Source organism: Duncaniella sp. (assembly GCF_029056165.1).
Taxonomy (GTDB): domain Bacteria; phylum Bacteroidota; class Bacteroidia; order Bacteroidales; family Muribaculaceae; genus Duncaniella.
This window is the reverse complement of sequence record NZ_JAIDBW010000037.1, coordinates 47,522-66,495: the sequence shown is the minus strand read 5'-3', so window position 1 is coordinate 66,495 and position 18,974 is coordinate 47,522. Positions and strand designations below refer to the sequence as shown.

Sequence of the window (18,974 nt, the reverse complement as noted above, 5' to 3'; positions counted from 1 at the left end):
TTGGTTGTGGGCTGGCAGTGAGGTTGAAGGTATTAACGAATTGGATTGTACCGTGATGGAGGCGCATTGAAATGCGCCCCTACAAAATTTGAAAGGGTGACGGACCCTGATGGAAATGACTGGCTCTGATGGGGGTATTTCGGTGAATGTATTTTTAGCCGGCGTTTTCATTATCGCACCTTAATGGATGGTTACTGTAGTAATTTTGCAGCATCCTGCGTGTGTAGCCAAGTAATACATCTTAGCACAACCACCTGAATCATTCAAAAACATCTCCCACTCTCATTTCAATCTCTCCATGAATAACCGACAACTGAAATCAGCCAAGACTCAGAAAGAAGCTTGGCTCTATCCGGTATCACGGGCCTTCTATGAAAAATTAAGGGCTAAAGGCGAACAGATTTTCAAGGATTTAGGCTATGGCCGCTTATGGACCGACGAGCTTATGAAACTCGTCAATGCGTATATGCTCCGTGGAGAGTGTCCGCAACGCCGGTGGACCGACGAGACTCTGCTGACTATCTTTATATGTCTGCGTCACGACATCGATCAAGCTATCCGTCGCTCGGCTGACGCACGTCGCCGTGCCGCCGAACGCCGTGCTGCAAAGGGCATTGGAAAGGTGTCTGAATCCTCTGGAACGCAGACGGATGAAACGACGGCGGACAACGGGCCGGACTGTGCGTCGTCCCCTCTCAGTGAATCAAAGCCGGGTTCATTACCGCTATGCGCCAACGGGCATCAGTCCTCACAGATTGATATTCCGGTCATACCGACGGACACGGACCAGTATATCCCTACCCCAACAGTCTCCAAAGTCAGGAATAAAAGGATCAGACGTAATGCTATAGCACGCCGGCATCCATAAATGGTAACACATCCATCCGTCATCACCAGCCTCAACTTGCCGAACGAAATCGTCTCAACTTGCCGAATTCACAAAATATACAGCTGTTATTCAGCAATTTAACAAATATCGAAATTTATATATTTTCATACTAAAAATACACCTTTTTAACGAGCAAAACTATAAATACAATTATAGGAAAAGTGTATATTTTAGCTGCTGATTTTTATGGAAAAGTGTAGTTTCAGAGCTACTTTTTTATTGGAAAAGTGTGGTTTTTACTTGCTTATTTTATTGGAAAAGTGTAGTTTTGTGACATAATTTTATTACGAAAAGTGTAAGATCATGCTTTACAGAAAGATTGAATCCACCATATACAGGCATCTCTCCAATGATTCTGATAAGATTTTAGTTGTCACAGGTGCACGACAGATAGGGAAATCCTATATCATACGCCATGTGGCCGAGAAACTCTTTAAAAATGTAATCGAGATCAATCTGATTGAAGATTACGAGGGTGACCGTCTTTTTGAAAAGATCACAAATATAGAGGAGTTTTATCTCAATCTAAGCGCGATAGCCGGTGACCGTATGGGAAACCGTAAAGACACTCTTGTTTTTCTTGACGAGATCCAGCAGTACCCCCACTTGTTCACACTGCTGAAATTTCTGCGCGCCGACAATCGTTTTGCCTACGCTGCCAGCGGCTCAATGCTCGGAATAGCCTTGAGAACCACCACATCCATTCCACTCGGCAGTATTAATATCGTCAAGATGTATCCTCTCGACTTTGAAGAATTTCTTATTGCCAATGGTGTGGGACACAATGTAATCAGAGAAATGGAGGTGTGCTTCAACGCACGTCAAAGCCTTGAACCAGCTTTACACAAAAAGATTCTCGACCTTTTCAAACGCTATCTGCTCACAGGCGGATTTCCCGATGCAGTAAATGCCTATATAGAGACTCGAAATCTTGTCAAAATCCGTGAAATTCAGCGTGACATCCACACATTATATGCCATTGACGCATCGAAATATGATGAAGAACACCGTCTGCGTATAAGCCGTATCTATGAAATGATACCATCCAATATGGAGAATAAGAAAAAACGACTTGTCTATAAAGACATCGAAGGGAAATCAGGCAAGCACGCCAGTGACTATATGGAGGAGATCGACTATCTCTCAGCCTCCGGAATAGCCCTTGAGGTAAAGGCTGTATCCAATCCCTCCTTTCCTCTCGTTGAATCAGGACAAAAGAATTTATTGAAACTCTATCTTAACGATGTCGGCTTGATGACCGGCCTGCTTTACCGAAACAATATCCGACCCATACTCGACGACGAGTGCAGCATAAATCTCGGTGCCGTCTATGAATGTGTGGCCGCCACGGAACTGGCTGCTCATAATCACTCGCTTTACTATTACGATAATAAATCAAAAGGTGAGGTGGATTATCTTGTAGATGATTTCACAACACTGGAGGCTCTTCCGATCGAAATAAAATCAGGTAAAGACTACACCGTCCACAGTGCGCTCAACAAACTGCTCGCCACTCCGGAATACAACATCGGAAACGGCTACGTCTTTTCCAACGCACGTGAGGTCACGATAAAAGGTGATGTAACGTATCTGCCAATATACTACATCATGTTTCTTAACGGTAATGGATCAGACGAAACGGAAATACTCATCTGACCATTGGGCCGATAGGCATAACTGTCAGTGATAAAGCGAAAAATTAACGGCCCCTGCGCCATCAGATAGAACAGAGGCGAAGGGGCCGGTATAGGGAATAATGGAGATTAATCGCAGTAAGTGACGGGGAGGACACGGCTGATACTGTGGTCAAGCGAGATAAGGGTCTCAGTGCCCACAACGCCGGGGATCATCTGAATCTTGTCGTTGAGAAGCTCCATGAGGTGCTCATTGTCACGGGCGAAGAGCTTGATAAGCATTGAGTAAGGACCGGTGGTGTAATGGCACTCAACGATTTCGGGTATCTTTTCGAGTTGAGGCACTACCTCGCGGTACATGGCTCCACGTTCGAGATTTACACCGATATAAGTACATGTGCGGTAGCCAAGCACCTTCGGATCAACAAGATAACCCGAACCTGTAATGACATTAAGATCTATCATACGCTGAATGCGCTGATGGATGGCTGCACGGGATACGCCACATTCCTGTGCGACGTCTTTGGATGCAATGCGCGCGTTGCGCATGATGATCTCTAAGATTTTCCTGTCTAAATTGTCAATTTTTTCCATGTTGCAAAAGTCAAAAAGTCACTTCCGTCCGACAAAGATTGAAGCACTATGTCAAGCCAGAGGCTCAGCCGAATCGGCACAGGCTGAGGACAGGAAAGCGTGTTTAAGATAATTTCATGGCAAATATACATATTATTTAGCCATTTACCAACATTTTGCCAACAAAATGCTTAAATCCACGAATGAATCCATGTAAAATGGAGAGTAGGCCTCACGCTCCGTAAAGACATACGTCAGCTCCGCTTGCGCAGCTCCTTAACGGAAACAAGATAGTAGCCGAAAAACACTGCGACCGCAACCACATCAAGAATCAAAGCACTGGTTTTAAGCTCATTGTTGAACCAGAGCAGGATTGCAGCAACAAAAAAAACAATCTGAAACGCCAAAAATGCGTTGAGAAATTTTTTCATGGATCAAATTATTATTTTTTCATACTTATCACTTCATCGACTGCATCTCGACGAGGCGGGTGTAGTAGCCGTTTAGTGCGAGAAGCTCATCGTGGGTACCGCGCTCGACGATCTCACCCTCATGGAGCACACAGATCAAGTCGGCATTCTTGATGGTCGAAAGGCGGTGGGCGATGACGAGCGTGGTGCGGTCCTTCATCAGCCGTTCCAGAGCCTCCTGCACAAGCTTCTCGCTCTCGCTGTCGAGAGCGGAGGTTGCTTCGTCAAGAATGAGTATCGGCGGATTCTTGAGGATGGCGCGCGCTATGGACAGCCGCTGACGCTGACCGCCTGACAGACGGCAGCCACGGTCACCGATATTGGTCTCATAGCCCTGTTCGGTGGCGAGGATGAACTCATGCGCGTTGGCAATCTTGGCCGCCTCGACGACCTGCTCCATCGTGGCGTTCTTCACGCCGAAAGCAATGTTGTTAAAGATGGTGTCGTTGAACAGAATGGCCTCCTGATTGACATTGCCCATGCAGCTGCGGAGATCATGCACGCGGAGGTCGCGCAGATCGCAGCCATCGACAGTGATGTGGCCTTTGTTTATGTCATAGAAGCGCGGGAGGAGGTCGGCGAGTGTCGATTTTCCGCTTCCGCTCTGCCCGACGAGAGCCACCGTACTTCCGGCGGGAATATCGAGATCTATATTCTTCACGACCGGCAGTTCAGGATCATAACCGAAAGTCACGTTATCGTAGCGGATATGGCCTTGCAGATCCTTGATCTCCTTCGGTTTTTCAGGATCGGTGATGGGATTCGTAGCGGCGAGGATGGCATCCACACGCTCCATTGCCGCAAGACCTTTCTGAATGTTATAGACAGCCTTCGAGAGATCCTTAGCAGGATTGATGATGCTGTAGAAGATCACCATGTAGTAAATGAACGAGGCCGCGTTCATCCCTGATGTTCCGGTCAGGATGAGTGCACCGCCGAAGCTGAGCACGATGGCGATAGTGAGCGTGCCGAGAAGCTCACTCATGGGATGAGCGAGGGACTGACGACGCTGCACCGAAGCAGTGATGTTGAAAAAACGCTGGTTACCGTTGCGGAAACGATCCCTCACCTTGTCCTCAGCGTTGAAAGCCTTGATGATGCGGAGGCCGCCGAGGGTTTCCTCAATATAGCTCATGATCAGACCCCACTGCTGCTGTCCCTGAAGCGACTTGCGTTTCAGACGCTTGCCGACACGCCCCATGATCATACCTGCTATAGGCAGAAGTACGAGCACGAACAGGGTGAGCTGCCATGAGATGAAGATCATCATTGTAAGGCAGACAATGATCATGACGGGATTCTTGAAAAGCATGTCGAGCGACGACATGATCGAATTTTCAATCTCGGCAACGTCACCGGTCATACGGGCCATCACATCGCCCTTACGCTCGGAGGTGAAGTAGGATATCGGAAGCGACACGATCTTGTCATAGACAAAGTTGCGGATATCACGCACGATACCGGCGCGCATCGGGATCACATAGTAGAGGCTGGCGTATGTAGCCCCGGTCTTGAGAGCCGTCATCACTACGAGGAGAGCCGAGAGAGCTACGAGAGTGCGGATCGCACCCCAGTCATTGATACACTCCTGCGTCATCCAGTAGAAATTATTCATAGTCACATCCTTCAGCGAGGCTGACCCGACAGGCATGAACTCATAGACAGCCTCCTTGACCTTGAAGAGCATCTCCAGAATGGGGATGATCAGGGCAAACGAAAAGAGGGTGAGGAAGGCTGCGAGAAAGTTGAAAAATATGTTCAGGAAAAGATACTTCCTGTAAGGCGGGACAAAGCGGAGAAGTATTTGATAAAATTCTTTCATCAGTAAAGTTTGTGGATTATGACGGCCCTTCCAGATGATGGCCGGGATAACGACGAAAGCCTGCACCGACTTTTGAAATAAAATTCAATGTGTCAGAGCAGGCTGTATAAGATAATTCAACCCAACTATCGGCAGACCGATTATTCAGCTGCGGGAGTCTCTGCGGGAGCTTCAGCAGGAGTCTCCGATGCAGGAGCGGCGGGAGCGGCGACAGGAGCTGCCTCAGGTGCGGCAGTGTTGAAGTCACCGGGAACAACCTGCTCGGTAGGAGTAGCTGTCACACGCGAAGAATTGAGGTTGATTGCCTTGGGCATTGCGAAAGTGGCAAGGATCGAGAGAACGCAGATTGCACCTGCAAGACCCCAAGTAAGCTTTTCGATGAAACTGTTGGTGCGACGCACGCCCATGATCTGGTTTGAACCGGCAAACGATGATGAAAGGCCTCCGCCTTTGGACTTCTGAACGAGCACAACGCAGATGAGAAGCACAGCGCAGATGAGCGTCAGGATGATCAATACGATATACATAGTTAATTTGATGGTTTATTTTTTTCTTTCAGACTCGAATTGAGCATTAATTTACGCAGGAAGCGCAATTGGTCTGCAAAGTAAACACTTTTTTTTGGATTATTCAAACTCAAACCGTGAATTATTTCAAAAGCTTTGTCATAACGCTTCCGGCGTATATAGATTTTCGCAAGACTCTCGCTAAGTGAGGTGTCGGTTGCGACTTCTGAGATGCCCACCGGATGGTCAACCGGCGCGGCGACATCCGGCTCATCAGAAGCGACCGTATCGGCGGCATCAACATCGGGGCCGACCGATTCGGCCGGCCGTGGATCGCACTCCGCCGTCACCTCATCGTCAACCGGATCATCCCCTGTCACCTCGGCCGTCACATCCGGGGCAGCCTGAACAGCTTCAGGCACAGGGAGGGTTTCATTTTCGGAGGAATCCCCGTATTTGAGGAGAAAAGAGTTGATAAGGGCATCCTGCGGATCATCGGTCACCGTGGATTGCGGTTCGGGAACCTCCTGCTCTTCGCGCGCAAGGAGCATGGAATAATCCGCAGTCGGGTGAAAGATGAGCCGTTCGAGCAAGGCATCCTCCTGAGGAGACGAATGTCCGTAGGTGGCGAGGAAGGTATCTATGACATTCTCGGTCGTCACCGGTGCTTTACGCTCGGCGGGATAAAAATCGGTCCACGTGTCGCGTTCAGGATCGGAAAGCGCGGCGAAAGCGGCCGGGTCAGGTGCATTCAGGGCTATGTGTTCCAGCAGCTTGCGACGTGTCTCGGCAGGAAGCGCGCTCCCCTCTCGCTGCATCAGCGTGAGCGCGGGAAGCGTGAAGAAGGGGTAATCCTTCATGAGTCGTTCTACGGCTGAGAGGCTGACCGGGATTTCGGGGTCGGCAAGCGCGCGGAGGTAATGGCTTAGAGCGTCGTCCATGATTTTGACTCAGGCTAAGATTGTTTTGTAAATACTCATCGGATTACCAGTCACCGAGAGTGGCGTTGAAGATCAGATCAACAAGTTCCTTTGAGATCTCGTTGCAAAGCTGATCCTGCACATCGGTGAGCATCTCCGAACTGTCAAAGTCGCGGTATGCACTGAAAGTCTGGTCGATATCCTTGCCCTCGGCCTTATTATCGACATAACGGATCTTGACCTGAATGGTCAGTCGCGTGCGCGAGGCGTAAGCGTTCTCCGTCACGGCCTGCGGCGAAAGGCTGTAGCCGGTGATCTCGCCTTCGAGCTGAAGATCGGAGTTGGGATTATCGACGGTGCGCAGACGGGTGTTGCGCGTAATGTAGTCCAACAACTCGTTTTCAAACGTCTGCTGCAAAGGAGGATAGACCAGAGCTGCACGAATGGGGAAGTTGGACACGTAAATGGTCTTATAGACCGAATAGTCAATGGCCGCGCCATTGAGTTTATAGCTAATCCTGCATCCTCCCAGCCCGCAGAACACGAGCAGGATAAGGAGTCGCTGGAGGATATATTTAAAAGGAAATGCATTCATGGAAGCACAAAGTTACAACTTTCTTGAAAAAGTGCCAAAAAATAACTAACTTTGCAAGTCGTGAGGAATCTTACTTCCCTCACATCCTTAAAATCCATGACTTCAGACAGAAAAATAATAACTTCACCCTACCGCCGTGGCGCAGACTTCGGATTGATCTTCGGGCTCTATCTCACGCTGATGTTTTTCAGCTCCATATTCGCCACCAAGCTTCCCATGCTCGGCCTGCTGTCGTTCACGCTGATGGTTGCAGTCCCGGTGGTGATCTTCTTGATGATCAGGCGTTATGACCGCGAGCTTCAGGAGTGTGCCACCTTCCCGATGATGTGGATGCTCGGCGTGGTGACTTTCGTGTGCGGTATGCTGATATGCAGCACATTCCTTGCGATCTACATGAAATGGATCGAGCCGGAATTTGTGCTGAATCAGCTCAAGAACCTCGTGGAGGTCGGGCGTCAGGCTCCGGGGACGTCACTTGAGGAGGCCGCCGACATGGCCGAGCAATTGATAAAAGCCAACTTCATTCCATCGCCGATGGCCATAATCTCCGAACTCATCATGGCCGCTATCGTCAGCGGATCGATCCTGTCAATACTCATCAGCTCTTTCTTCGCTCTGCGCCACAAGAGCGCGCGTCACCGACGGGAACGCGGAATGGAATAAGCCCTACCCTCTTCCTCCGTCCGGATCACACCGGGCAAGGAACAGTTCACCAAACAAAAAAATCAAACCGGAATTTAACCAACCCAACAGGACAACAGACAATGGATATATCAGTGGTCATACCCCTCTATAACGAAGCCGAGTCGCTCCCGGAGCTTGCCGCATGGATCGAGCGCGTGATGACTGACCACGACTTCACGTATGAGGTGATCTTTGTCGATGACGGAAGCACCGACGACTCATGGAAGGTGATACGTGACCTCACTAAGAAGAATCCCGCACTCCACGGCATATCGTTCCGCCGCAACTACGGGAAATCGCCAGCCCTTAATACCGGTTTCAAGGCCGCTCAGGGCGACGTGGTGATCACGATGGATGCCGACCTTCAGGACTCGCCCGACGAGATCCCCGAACTTTACCGCATGGTGATGACCGACGGCTATGACCTCGTGTCGGGCTGGAAGCGCAAACGCTACGATCCGCTGTCGAAAACCATCCCGACGAAACTTTTCAACGCCACAGCCCGCAAGGTCAGCGGTATCAAGAACCTCCACGACTTCAACTGCGGCCTGAAAGCCTACCGCAAGGATGTGGTGAAACACATCGAAGTCTATGGCGACATGCACCGCTACATCCCCTATCTCGCCAAGAACGCCGGCTTCAGCCGCATCGGAGAGAAAGAGGTGCATCATCAGGCACGTAAATACGGAGTCACCAAATTCGGTCTCGACCGCTTTGTCAACGGCTATCTTGACCTCGCAACACTATGGTTCACAGGTAAGTTCGGAGCTAAGCCGATGCATTTCTTCGGACTCTTGGGCTCGCTCATGTTCATCATCGGATTCATCGCAGTCATGGTGGTCGGATTCGGGAAACTCTGGGACATGGCTCACGGCAATCCTTACATACTCGTGACGGATTCACCATATTTCTATCTCTCGCTCACAATGATGCTACTGGGAACGATGCTGTTCCTTACAGGATTTATCGGCGAGCTGATTGTCCGCAACGCTCCGGGACGCAACCACTACGAGATCAAGGAGTGGCTCGGAGTCAAGGAGAATGAATGAAGATCCCGCCACCGGCAGAGGAACGAACAAGAACATACGCATTACCACGCCGGCCAGACTGACCGGCCAATAAAATAGGACTGACAATGAAATCAAACGCATACCCCCAACTATACCGCATAGCCGAACAGCGATTCTCATGCCGCGCCTACTCCGACCGCAAGGTCGAGCGCGACGCCATCCTGACGGTCATCGACATTGCACGTCTCGCACCCTCGGCCTGCAACCGCCAGCCATGGATGTTTCTCGTGGCAGACTCCGAGGAGCAGCGCGCTGCAATCCTGAAAAGCTATGACCGCGACTGGGCACGCACAGCACCGGAATTTATCGTGGCCTGCGGTCTCCATGACGAGGCTTGGCACCGCGGAAGCGACGGCAAGGACCACACCGACATCGACGTGGCAATATCCGTGGAGCATCTCTGTCTCGCCGCAACGACCATCGGACTTGAGACATGCTGGATCTGCAACTTCGATCCGCAGCCCGTCCGCGAGGCTTTCGGACTACCTGATGGCGTAGAGCCCATAGCCATTCTCCCCATCGGCTATCCCGCCGAAGGGACAGAAGCTCCCGTCAAGAAGCGTAAAGAGCTTTCGGAAATAGTCAAATGGGGTAAGTTCTGATCCTTACGGGACGCGGCGTGCCGCGTATGCCGACCTGAATGGCAAACCCGCACACGATAAACAATAATATAAACGCCCACTCTCTTTTGTGAAAAGCTTTTTCCACATAATCACGGTCGTCGTGGCGATATGGCTCGCTGTGAGCGCGTGCAGCAACGTCGGATGTACGGAGAATCAGAATTCGGTTCCCCTCGCCGGCTTCTACTCAAGCTCGACCGAAGAGTCCATACTCCCCGACTCTATCGCAGTCGGAGGTGTCGATGCCCCCAACGACACCCTCCTGCTCGGACCGGGTTCGCGCGCCTCACAGGTCTATCTTCCTCTGCGTGCCACAAGTCCTTCAACGGAGTTCTACATCAAGTACAAACAGAAGGCCCTTGATTATCCGTGGCTCGTCGATACGATCCGCTTCGACTATACGGCTACACCCTACTTCGCATCGGAGGACTGCGGAGCAATGTATCACTACCTAATCACTTCTTACTCCTACACCACTCATCTCATCGACTCCGTCGCGGTCACGGATTCACTCATCACGAATCTTGACATCGAGCGGATCAAGATTTTCTTCCGCACGGCTGACCCTGACGAGGGTGACGGTGACGGCGACGGCAATGGAGATGGAGATGGGGACGTACAGGAAGAATGAGCACTTGGAAGCTGCCTATGACAATGCACAGACTCATATCACACATACGTCCGTCCTTCGGATTGCCGGCGCGCTTGCTGACGCTCGTAATCGTGACTGCCGTCGGCCTTCAGCTGTCGGCACAGCGACGCGTCACTCCCGTCCAGCCCACTTCACCCGGAACTACACCGACTGTGGAGCGCGAACGGAAACTTGACCGCACGAATCTCGTCGAGATGCTTGATCCCAACGGCAATACCATCCTTGTCGATACCGTCTCCGGCAAGGAAGTGGTCGATTCAGGAATGCTCGCTGCTCCTCCTAAGATGGAATACCCGCTGCTCCATGAGATAATTGGTGGTGTAAACCTGTGGAACGGCCTCATGCGCGCCACCGGATCTCACTACGGACTCGGCGACGTATGGGCTGAAGTCAGCCTCCATAACCGCTATTTTCCCTTCCTCGCCATCGGAGTGGATAACTGCAACGACACCCCCGACGGATCTAACTTCACGTTCAGGACTCCCGTGTCGCCCTACGTGAAACTTGGTGCGTCCTATAATTTCTTTTACAACTCAAATCCCGACTACAAACTGCAGATGGGTCTGCGTTACGGTCTGACCAACTTCAAATGGAGCGTTACAGACGTGACGGTCGATGAAGGCTACTGGAATGATCCGTCGCATTTCACCATCCCTGATCAAAGATCCACCGTAGGTTACATCGAGATAACTTTCGGACTGAAAGTTAAGATCTACAAGGCGTGGTCGCTCGGATGGAACATCATCTATCACTCGGTCATGCACGAGAGCAAAAATCCTGTGGGAGAACCGATGTTCATCCCCGGTTTCGGCAAACGCGGTGCATCCATGACCGGCAACTTCTCGCTTATGTACACCATTCCCTTCAAAAAGCTCAAGAAGGGAAATGACAGAATCGTTATCGAAAAGCCGGAACAGAGCACCGAGCCACAAAATATTGAGTAGCAAGTAGAGACAAGCCATAACACTAAACAATTTACCTTAACCAACTCTTAAATATTAAAACGTCAATAAGTTTTTTCGTTAGTAACCCTTGCGGGACTTTTATACTCTCTATGGCTTTATTTTGGCTAAAATCCATTCATCGGACTGTATATCCTATACGCTCCATCACCATTCTCGGATTTTATCTCAAAATAAATCTCACACATCGTATAAATTAATTTTTAAGAGTTACTTATCTTTAATCAGATCATATACATTAATTCTCATGATTGAACGAATTGTTATTATAGATAATGTTGATCCGGTGAATTTTTACGGAGTCAACAACTGCAACATGCAGCTGATACGCAACCTCTTTCCGAAACTCCGCATGGCTGCGAGAGGATCGGTGATAAAGGTGATCGGCGATGAGCAGGAAACCGCTGAATTTGAAAAACGCATAAAGGAACTCGAAGAATACTGTGTCAAATACAATAAGCTCACTGAGGACGTGATCCTCGATATCGTCAAGGGGAAATCGCCTGAAACACCCAAGCATGACGATGTGATCATCTACGGTATAAACGGCAAGCCTATCAGCCCGCGCAACACAAATCAGAGCCTCATGGTAAAGTCGGTACATGAAAATGACCTGACTTTCGCTCTCGGTCCTGCCGGCACTGGTAAGACCTATCTTGCCATCGCTCTTGCCGTGCGCGCCCTGAAGAACCGCGAGGTCCGCAAGATCATCCTGTCGCGTCCGGCTGTGGAGGCAGGTGAAAAGCTCGGCTTTCTGCCCGGTGACATGAAGGACAAGATCGATCCGTATCTCCAGCCCCTCTACGATGCTCTGGAGGACATGATTCCGGCCGTGAAACTTAAGGAATACATGGAGACAAACGTCATACAGATCGCACCATTGGCGTTCATGCGCGGCCGCACGCTCAACGATGCAATCATCGTGCTCGACGAGGCTCAGAACACTACCGTGCAGCAGATCAAGATGTTCCTTACCCGTCTTGGCATGAATGCCAAGATGATCATAACCGGCGATGCCACACAGATCGATCTCCCAAGGTCAGTCACGTCAGGTCTCATCCAAGCACTGAAGGTGCTGAAGGATGTCCCCGGTATAGGACGCATCGAATACGGTAAAAAGGACATTGTCCGCCATCCCCTCGTGCAGCGCATAGTCGAAGCGTACAATCAATTCGACAAGCAGGAAGGGGAGAATAAAAATATAGAGGGGAAAGTGTAAAGTATAGAGGAATAGGTGTAGAGTATAGATAATACCTATATCTATATCTTTTCTTATGACTTGCAGGGATTTTTCCCTATAATTTGTAGGGAATTTTTCCCGATGAGTTGTAGGGACGCGGCGTGCCGCGTCCCTACAAATTTTATTCCGTCTAAATGATATTTTTAATCTTATTCCGCCTAAATGATAGTTTAAATTTTATTCCGCGTAATGATAATTTATGCCGGAGGGAGGGAACGTTTCTTGAGGTCAGGAAGGAGGAGGGCTACAACGCCGAGCAGGGGGGTGTAGGCGCAGAAACGATAGACGGCTTCAATGCCGTAAGCGTCAGCGAAATCACCGAGGACAGCCGATGCAATGCCACCCACACCGAAAGCGAAGCCGAAGAAAAGGCCGGAGATCATGCCGAGTTTTGTCGGAAGAAGCTCCTGCGCGTAAAGCAGTATGGCCGGGAACGCCGACGAGAGCATGAAGCCCGCACAGAAACTCAGGACGATTGTTAGCGAAAGGCCAGCATGAGGCATAAGCAGCGAGAACGGTGCAGTCCCAAGTATTGATATCCATATCACCGTCTTACGTCCGTAACGGTCACCGACGGGACCGCCGACAAGAGTGCCGACAGCTGTCGAGACCACAAATACGAAAAGACAGATCTGCGAAAGCGACACTGTGATCCCGAAACGGTCGATGAGATAGAATGTATAATAGCTCGAAAGGCTCGCCATATAGACATACTTCGAGAAAATCAGTATGACTATGACACAGATAGTGAAGATTGTGCGAGATTTAGACAGCGGAAGATGCGCCTTGCGTTCGGCTCGGACCTCACGGCTACGCACATCGCGGAGATATGAGGCGTACCAGCGGCATATCGGTGCCATGGCTCGGAAACATAGCAGGGCAAAGATCAGGAACAGAGCTACATACTGACGACCATGAGGAGCGACGATCAGAGCTACAAGCAGCGGACCGATCGAGCCGCCGAAATTGCCACCGACCTGAAAGACCGACTGCGCAAAACCACGCCGTTGACGGCCGGCAAGCGAAGTGATGCGCGAAGCCTCCGGATGGAGAGTCGAAGAGCCCAGACCCACCATGAACACGGCAAAGAGGATGCCGGGAAGGGATGTACTGAAAGCGAAAAGCAGGATACCGATTGCCGTGGAACACATGCCAATCGGAAGACTCCACACGAACGGACGGCGGTCGAACACATAGCCTACCACCGGCTGAAAGATAGAGGCAGCAAGCTGATAGACAAGCGTGATGAGACCGATTTCGGCAAAATTAATACCGAGGTCAGCTTTTAGCATGGGATAGACAGCCGTGATGACTGACTGGAGCAGATCATTGAGACAATGGGCGGCACTGAGCGCAAGCAATATGTGGAAATTAGGCGTTGCAGCCAGTCCTTTGAGTTTCCGGAAAAAATTTGCCATGATTGGAATGATGAACTGGGTCTTTATTTTGGGAGTGCAAAGGTAGGAATTTATTTTCAAGGTTGCTATATTGGATTTACAAAATGCCGATTGGTCAAAACAGGAAGAAATGAGGGCATTATTGACAATTTTACAATTTTTATTGTGCCATTTTTCGCTTATTGGCTAATCATTTGGTAATTTTGCACCTTAAAATTCGGAAAATAGTAAAAATAGGTATAAATAAGTAACGAAAAGAATGACAATGAAATCCATCGCGTTATCGAAAAGCAGCATCGGAATGATGCTCGCAGCCGTGGCCTTGTTTCCCTCATGCTCGAAGCAGCAACAGCAGATGCAGATGCCGGCACCCGAAATCGCAACAATCACTCTTACACCACAGACAGCGGATCTGAACTCGACTTTCCCCGCTACCATCAAGGGTAAGACAGACATCGACATCCGTCCGCAGGTGACAGGATTCATCACCAAGGTTCACGTAGATGAAGGCCAGCACGTACGCAAAGGCCAAGTGCTTTTCACACTTGACCAAGTGACATTCCAAGCAGCTGTGGATCAGGCCAAGGCTGCTGTCAACAGCGCGCAGACCGCAGTCAACACCGCCAAGATGACCGCCGACAGCAAAAAAGCTCTTTTTGACAAAAACATCATCAGCGAATACGAGTATCAGCTCTCTCAGAACTCTCTCGCTCAGGCACAGTCACAGCTCGCCAACGCAAAGGCTGCTCTGGCTTCAGCACAGAAGAACCTCGCATACACTGTAGTCACCTCGCCCAGCGACGGCGTGGTCGGCACTATCCCCAGCCGTGAAGGTTCACTCGCATCTCCCTCTTCAGCCCAGCCCCTGACCACCGTCAGCGACAATTCACAGGTCTATGCCTATTTCTCACTTACCGAAAATGATCTCCTCAACCTCGTCGGTGAAGGCGAGCGCAGCATGGAAGCAGCCATCAAGGCACTCCCCGAAGTCCGCTTCAAGATGAGCGACGGCAATATCTATCCCCTCGAAGGCAAGGTTGCCACAGTTTCGGGTGTGATCGACAACAATACCGGTGCGTCAAGCGTCCGCGCCCTCTTCAATAATCCGCAGGGCATACTCCGCAGTGGTGCCACAGGCCAGATCATCATGCCTGACAACAAGGAATCAGTGCTCGTGATCCCCCAGAAGGCCACTTTCGAACTTCAGGACCGCCGCTTCGTCTATGTGGTCAACGACTCCAACAAGGTTGTCTCCACTCCCATCGTAGTCGAGGCCAACAATGACGGCAAGAACTTCGTGGTCACTTCCGGCCTCCAGCCCGGTCAGCGCATCGCCATCGAAGGTGTGGGCACCAAACTTTCCGACGGCATGGCTATCAATCCCGTAGCTCCCAAAACCGAGGGTACACCCGCTCAGGCCGGTGAAGCTCCCGCCGAAGCCGCACAAGCTCCCGCAGCAAAATAATCAAAAATTCATTCACATTTCTGTCAGTCAAAGGATGTCTCAAGTCCGGCAACTGACTTACGAACAAAGAAAAAGCAATGAAATTAGATACTTTTATCAATAGGCCGGTGCTTTCGACGGTGATCTCCATCTTCATCGTCCTTCTGGGTCTGATCGGACTTTTCACCCTCCCCGTCACCCAGTTCCCTGACATCGCACCTCCTACCATCCGCGTATCGACCACCTACACAGGTGCGAACGCTCAGGCCGTGCTCAACTCCGTCATCGCCCCTCTCGAAGAAGCGATCAACGGTGCGGAAGGCATGACCTACATGGAATCAACCGCGACCAATACCGGTTCGGCTGACATCACAGTATATTTCGAGCAGGGTTTTGACCCCGACATGGCAGCCGTCGATGTGCAGAACCGTGTGGCCAAGGCTCAGAACCTCCTCCCCGCTGAAGTAACACAGGTGGGTGTGCTTACGCAGAAACGCCAGACCTCAATGCTTCTCATGATCGCCCTCTATGACGCTTCGGGCAACTACTCGTCCGAGTTCCTTGACAACTACGCGAAGATCAACATGATCCCTCAGTTGCAGCGTGTGTCCGGCGTAGGTGACGTGATGAGCTTCGGCGCGGACTACTCAATGCGTATCTGGCTGAAGCCCGACGTGATGGCTCAGTACGGACTCGTCCCCACCGATATCTCCTACGCTCTCGCAGAGCAGAACATCGAGGCCGCTCCCGGTTCGTTCGGCGAGCAGGGTGACCAGAGCTTCCAATATACAATGAAGTACAGAGGACGTCTGACAACCCCCGAACAGTTCGAGGACATCGTCGTGTCGGCCAAACCGACCGGTGAGGTGCTCCGTCTCGGCGACGTGGCAGACATCGAACTCGGCCGCGTGACCTACGGTTTCTCCAACTCACTCAACGGTTATGCTTCGACGAGCTGTATCGTATTCCAGACCGCAGGTTCAAACGCGACACAGATCATCAACGACTGTCTCAAGGTGGTTGACAGCATGAAGAAAGAACTTCCCGCCGGTCTTGAGATCGCCGTCCCGATGAACAATAATGACTTCCTCTACGCTTCAATCCATGAGGTTATCAAGACCCTCATCGAGGCGTTCATCCTCGTGTTCTTCGTGGTTTATGTGTTCCTTCAGGACATCCGTTCGACCATCATCCCCGCTATCGCCATCCCCGTGGCACTTATCGGTACATTCTTCTTCATGAACCTGATCGGCTTCTCGATCAACCTCATCACTCTCTCGGCTCTCGTCTTGGCGATTGCGATTGTGGTCGATGACGCGATTGTGGTGGTCGAGGCAGTCCATGCGAAACTTGACGTGGGCTACAAGAGTGCGCGCAAGGCATCCATCGACGCGATGAGCGAAATCGGTGGTGCGCTTATCTCGATCACACTCGTCATGATGCTCGTGTTCATCCCGGTGTCGTTCATGAGCGGTACGACAGGTGTGTTCTACCGTCAGTTCGGTCTTACGATGGCCATAGCGATCGGTCTTTCGGCACTGAACGCGCTCACGCTGTCGCCCGCACTCTGTGCCGTGTTCCTTAAAGCCCACGGCGACGAGTCATCACTCAGAGAGCGCATGGGCAAAGCATACAAGGCTGCCGGCGAAGCTGTGGTAGGTCAGGCAAAGCGTCGCTTCACACTTGACCTTCCCCCGCTGATCACATTCGCCTTCCTTGTGGCAACCATCACATTCATGGTGCTCGGATGGTACAACATCCATAAGCCCCTCCAGCTCTCCATCGCAGCCATCTGTGCCATCATCACTATCCTCGGCATATTCGGTAAGCGATTCCACAAAGGCTTCGACGTCGGTTTCAACCGCATCCTCAAGGTCTATGACAGACTGACAGCTTTCTATATCAACCACAAGATTCTCTCTTTCGGCTTCGTTGGTGCGGCTATCGCCGTCCTCGTATGGCTTATGAGCATCACGACTTCGACACTTGTCCCCAACGAGGATACCGGTACGCTTTTCTGTATGATCGACATGCCTCCGGGCACATCTCAGGAACGAACCAAGGAGGTCCTCGACCAACTTGACAAGATCCTTGCCCAAGTACCGGAAATCGAGTACCGTCAAGAGATTGCCGGTTATAGCTTCCTTGCCGGACAGGGTGCCACCTACGGTACATTCATTCTCAAGCTCAAGAACTGGGAGGACCGTAAACAGGCCGACCAGACCTCTGACGCAATCCTTGCCAAACTTTACGGAATGACATCCAGCATCAAGGACGGACGTGTGATGATCTTCGCTCCTCCTATGATCACTGGTTACTCCATGACAAACGGTTTCGAGCTCAAGATGCAGGATAAGACCGGCGGTGATGTCAACGAATTTTTCGCCGTGGTCCAGAACTTCCTTGCCGTGCTGAACCAGCAGCCTGAAATCCGTATGGCATATACGACATTCAACCCGACCTTCCCGCAGTACATGATCGATATCGATGCCGCCAAGGCAAAGCAGGCAGGTCTCTCGCCCAAGGACATCCTCACCACACTCCAAGGTTACTACGGCGGTATGTATGTGTCGAACTTCAACCGTTTCGGTAAGATCTACCGTGTGATGATGCAGGCCACTCCCGAATCGCGCGTGAGCCCCGAAACCCTCTCGTCGATCAAGGTGCGCAACGGAAACGAGATGGCATCGCTGTCCAACTTCGTCACTCTCACCAAGGTGTATGGTCCTGACCTTCTGAACCGCTTCAACATGTTCCAGTCAATCTCCGTGAACGGTCAGCCGGCTCCCGGCTATTCGTCGGGCGACTGTCTCGAAGTCATCGCCCGTGTGGCCAATGAGACTCTCCCCGCAGGTTTCGGATATGAATATTCAGGTATGACCCGTGAAGAGGCATCGTCAGGCGGCGGTTCGACAACCGCAATCATCTTCGGTCTCTGTCTGCTCTTCGTCTATCTCCTCCTCTCGGCACAGTATGAGAGCTACATCCTCCCGTGGGCGGTTATCCTCTCTATCCCCTTCGGTCTCATGGGTACGTTCATCTTCGCTCAGATCTTCGATATAGCCAACAGTATCTATCTCCAGATCGCGCTCATCATGCTTATCGGTCTCTTGGCTAAGAACGCCATCCTCATCGTCGAGTTCTGTATCGAACGCCGCAAGACCGGTATGTCTATCGTCAACGCAGCCATCCAAGGTGCATCAGCCCGTCTGCGTCCTATCCTCATGACCTCGCTGGCCATGATCATCGGTCTTCTCCCGATGATGTTCGCCACCGGTGCGGGTGCAAACGGTAACCGCGCTCTCGGTACGGGTTCGATCGGCGGTATGCTCATCGGTATGATCCTTCAGGTGCTCATCGTGCCCGCCCTCTTCGTGATCTTCCAGAAGATTCAGGAGAAGATCACCCCGATAAAGTGGGAGGATACCGACAACGAAGGCATCGAGAACGAAATCGAGCAGTACTCACACTAAACCAATCATCACTGTCTCTCATC

General features: G+C 51.0%; 17 protein-coding genes. 10 read left to right on the top strand and 7 right to left on the bottom strand.

The features are described 5' to 3' along the window. Window positions 1-298: 298 nt before the first annotated feature. Both K2G41_RS08985 and K2G41_RS08980 read left to right on the top strand, forming a co-directional pair. Complete coding sequence (locus tag K2G41_RS08985; protein ID WP_300117476.1) at window positions 299-868, top strand: hypothetical protein; 570 nt, start codon at window positions 299-301, stop codon at window positions 866-868. Window positions 869-1,192: 324 nt separating this feature from the next. Next, entirely contained in the window at window positions 1,193-2,545 is a 1,353-nt protein-coding gene (locus K2G41_RS08980) for an AAA family ATPase (RefSeq protein ID WP_300117474.1), read from the top strand. 107 nt (window positions 2,546-2,652) lie between these two features. Here K2G41_RS08980 and K2G41_RS08975 read toward each other — a convergent pair whose 3' ends face one another. The 6 genes from K2G41_RS08975 to K2G41_RS08950 form a co-directional block, all read right to left on the bottom strand. Then, window positions 2,653-3,117 carry an Lrp/AsnC ligand binding domain-containing protein gene (locus K2G41_RS08975; protein WP_300117472.1) on the bottom strand — a complete coding sequence of 155 codons (465 nt, stop codon included), beginning with the start codon at window positions 3,115-3,117 and terminating at the stop codon, window positions 2,653-2,655. A 233-nt stretch (window positions 3,118-3,350) separates the two neighbouring features. Beyond that, window positions 3,351-3,527 (bottom strand): hypothetical protein, encoded by a 177-nt coding sequence (locus K2G41_RS08970; protein ID WP_300117470.1) that lies wholly within the window; start codon window positions 3,525-3,527, stop codon window positions 3,351-3,353. 28 nt (window positions 3,528-3,555) lie between these two features. Beyond that, window positions 3,556-5,388, bottom strand: coding sequence for an ABC transporter ATP-binding protein (locus K2G41_RS08965; RefSeq protein ID WP_300117468.1), 1,833 nt, complete (start codon window positions 5,386-5,388; stop codon window positions 3,556-3,558). A gap of 140 nt (window positions 5,389-5,528) precedes the next feature. Beyond that, entirely contained in the window at window positions 5,529-5,915 is a 387-nt protein-coding gene (gene secG / locus K2G41_RS08960; protein WP_300117466.1) for a preprotein translocase subunit SecG, read from the bottom strand. Between the two features lie 2 nt (window positions 5,916-5,917). Then, a complete protein-coding gene (locus tag K2G41_RS08955; RefSeq protein WP_300117464.1) occupies window positions 5,918-6,835 on the bottom strand; it encodes a hypothetical protein in 918 nt (305 codons plus the stop codon). A 43-nt stretch (window positions 6,836-6,878) separates the two neighbouring features. Then, window positions 6,879-7,409, bottom strand: a complete 531-nt coding sequence (locus tag K2G41_RS08950) for an LptE family protein (RefSeq protein ID WP_300117462.1) — start codon at window positions 7,407-7,409, stop codon at window positions 6,879-6,881. A gap of 96 nt (window positions 7,410-7,505) precedes the next feature. Between K2G41_RS08950 and K2G41_RS08945 the strand changes: the two genes are divergently transcribed. The 6 genes from K2G41_RS08945 (at window position 7,506) to K2G41_RS08920 (ending at window position 12,616) form a co-directional block, all read left to right on the top strand. Then, window positions 7,506-8,072, top strand: coding sequence for a DUF4199 domain-containing protein (locus K2G41_RS08945; RefSeq protein ID WP_300117460.1), 567 nt, complete (start codon window positions 7,506-7,508; stop codon window positions 8,070-8,072). A 101-nt stretch (window positions 8,073-8,173) separates the two neighbouring features. Beyond that, window positions 8,174-9,142, top strand: a complete 969-nt coding sequence (locus tag K2G41_RS08940) for a glycosyltransferase family 2 protein (RefSeq protein WP_300117458.1) — start codon at window positions 8,174-8,176, stop codon at window positions 9,140-9,142. An 86-nt stretch (window positions 9,143-9,228) separates the two neighbouring features. After that, the gene (locus K2G41_RS08935) at window positions 9,229-9,765 is read left to right on the top strand and encodes a nitroreductase family protein (RefSeq protein ID WP_300117456.1); all 537 of its coding nucleotides are present in this window, start codon (window positions 9,229-9,231) and stop codon (window positions 9,763-9,765) included. 88 nt (window positions 9,766-9,853) lie between these two features. Continuing rightward, window positions 9,854-10,414, top strand: coding sequence for a DUF6452 family protein (locus K2G41_RS08930; protein WP_300117454.1), 561 nt, complete (start codon window positions 9,854-9,856; stop codon window positions 10,412-10,414). A 23-nt stretch (window positions 10,415-10,437) separates the two neighbouring features. Continuing rightward, window positions 10,438-11,379 (top strand): DUF6048 family protein, encoded by a 942-nt coding sequence (locus K2G41_RS08925; RefSeq protein ID WP_300117452.1) that lies wholly within the window; start codon window positions 10,438-10,440, stop codon window positions 11,377-11,379. 265 nt (window positions 11,380-11,644) lie between these two features. Then, on the top strand, window positions 11,645-12,616 hold the full coding sequence (locus K2G41_RS08920; RefSeq protein ID WP_300117450.1) for a PhoH family protein: 972 nt from the start codon (window positions 11,645-11,647) through the stop codon (window positions 12,614-12,616). Window positions 12,617-12,834: 218 nt separating this feature from the next. Here K2G41_RS08920 and K2G41_RS08915 read toward each other — a convergent pair whose 3' ends face one another. Beyond that, window positions 12,835-14,055 carry an MFS transporter gene (locus K2G41_RS08915; RefSeq protein ID WP_300117448.1) on the bottom strand — a complete coding sequence of 407 codons (1,221 nt, stop codon included), beginning with the start codon at window positions 14,053-14,055 and terminating at the stop codon, window positions 12,835-12,837. Window positions 14,056-14,299: 244 nt separating this feature from the next. Between K2G41_RS08915 and K2G41_RS08910 the strand changes: the two genes are divergently transcribed. Then, window positions 14,300-15,499, top strand: a complete 1,200-nt coding sequence (locus tag K2G41_RS08910) for an efflux RND transporter periplasmic adaptor subunit (protein WP_300117446.1) — start codon at window positions 14,300-14,302, stop codon at window positions 15,497-15,499. 77 nt (window positions 15,500-15,576) lie between these two features. Further along, window positions 15,577-18,951, top strand: a complete 3,375-nt coding sequence (locus K2G41_RS08905) for an efflux RND transporter permease subunit (RefSeq protein ID WP_300117444.1) — start codon at window positions 15,577-15,579, stop codon at window positions 18,949-18,951. Window positions 18,952-18,974: the final 23 nt, after the last annotated feature.

What these genes read in the sequence shown, in the direction of transcription:
- K2G41_RS08955 (WP_300117464.1), bottom strand. Translation starts at nt 6,835, where the DNA reads ATGGACGACGCTCTAAGCCATTACCTCCGCGCGCTTGCCGACCCCGAA.
- K2G41_RS08935 (WP_300117456.1), top strand. Translation starts at nt 9,229, where the DNA reads ATGAAATCAAACGCATACCCCCAACTATACCGCATAGCCGAACAGCGA.
- K2G41_RS08940 (WP_300117458.1), top strand. Translation starts at nt 8,174, where the DNA reads ATGGATATATCAGTGGTCATACCCCTCTATAACGAAGCCGAGTCGCTC.
- K2G41_RS08925 (WP_300117452.1), top strand. Translation starts at nt 10,438, where the DNA reads ATGCACAGACTCATATCACACATACGTCCGTCCTTCGGATTGCCGGCG.
- K2G41_RS08975 (WP_300117472.1), bottom strand. Translation starts at nt 3,117, where the DNA reads ATGGAAAAAATTGACAATTTAGACAGGAAAATCTTAGAGATCATCATG.
- K2G41_RS08910 (WP_300117446.1), top strand. Translation starts at nt 14,300, where the DNA reads ATGAAATCCATCGCGTTATCGAAAAGCAGCATCGGAATGATGCTCGCA.
- K2G41_RS08985 (WP_300117476.1), top strand. Translation starts at nt 299, where the DNA reads ATGAATAACCGACAACTGAAATCAGCCAAGACTCAGAAAGAAGCTTGG.
- K2G41_RS08950 (WP_300117462.1), bottom strand. Translation starts at nt 7,409, where the DNA reads ATGAATGCATTTCCTTTTAAATATATCCTCCAGCGACTCCTTATCCTG.
- K2G41_RS08905 (WP_300117444.1), top strand. Translation starts at nt 15,577, where the DNA reads ATGAAATTAGATACTTTTATCAATAGGCCGGTGCTTTCGACGGTGATC.
- K2G41_RS08980 (WP_300117474.1), top strand. Translation starts at nt 1,193, where the DNA reads ATGCTTTACAGAAAGATTGAATCCACCATATACAGGCATCTCTCCAAT.
- K2G41_RS08970 (WP_300117470.1), bottom strand. Translation starts at nt 3,527, where the DNA reads ATGAAAAAATTTCTCAACGCATTTTTGGCGTTTCAGATTGTTTTTTTT.
- K2G41_RS08945 (WP_300117460.1), top strand. Translation starts at nt 7,506, where the DNA reads ATGACTTCAGACAGAAAAATAATAACTTCACCCTACCGCCGTGGCGCA.
- K2G41_RS08915 (WP_300117448.1), bottom strand. Translation starts at nt 14,055, where the DNA reads ATGGCAAATTTTTTCCGGAAACTCAAAGGACTGGCTGCAACGCCTAAT.
- secG (WP_300117466.1), bottom strand. Translation starts at nt 5,915, where the DNA reads ATGTATATCGTATTGATCATCCTGACGCTCATCTGCGCTGTGCTTCTC.
- K2G41_RS08920 (WP_300117450.1), top strand. Translation starts at nt 11,645, where the DNA reads ATGATTGAACGAATTGTTATTATAGATAATGTTGATCCGGTGAATTTT.
- K2G41_RS08965 (WP_300117468.1), bottom strand. Translation starts at nt 5,388, where the DNA reads ATGAAAGAATTTTATCAAATACTTCTCCGCTTTGTCCCGCCTTACAGG.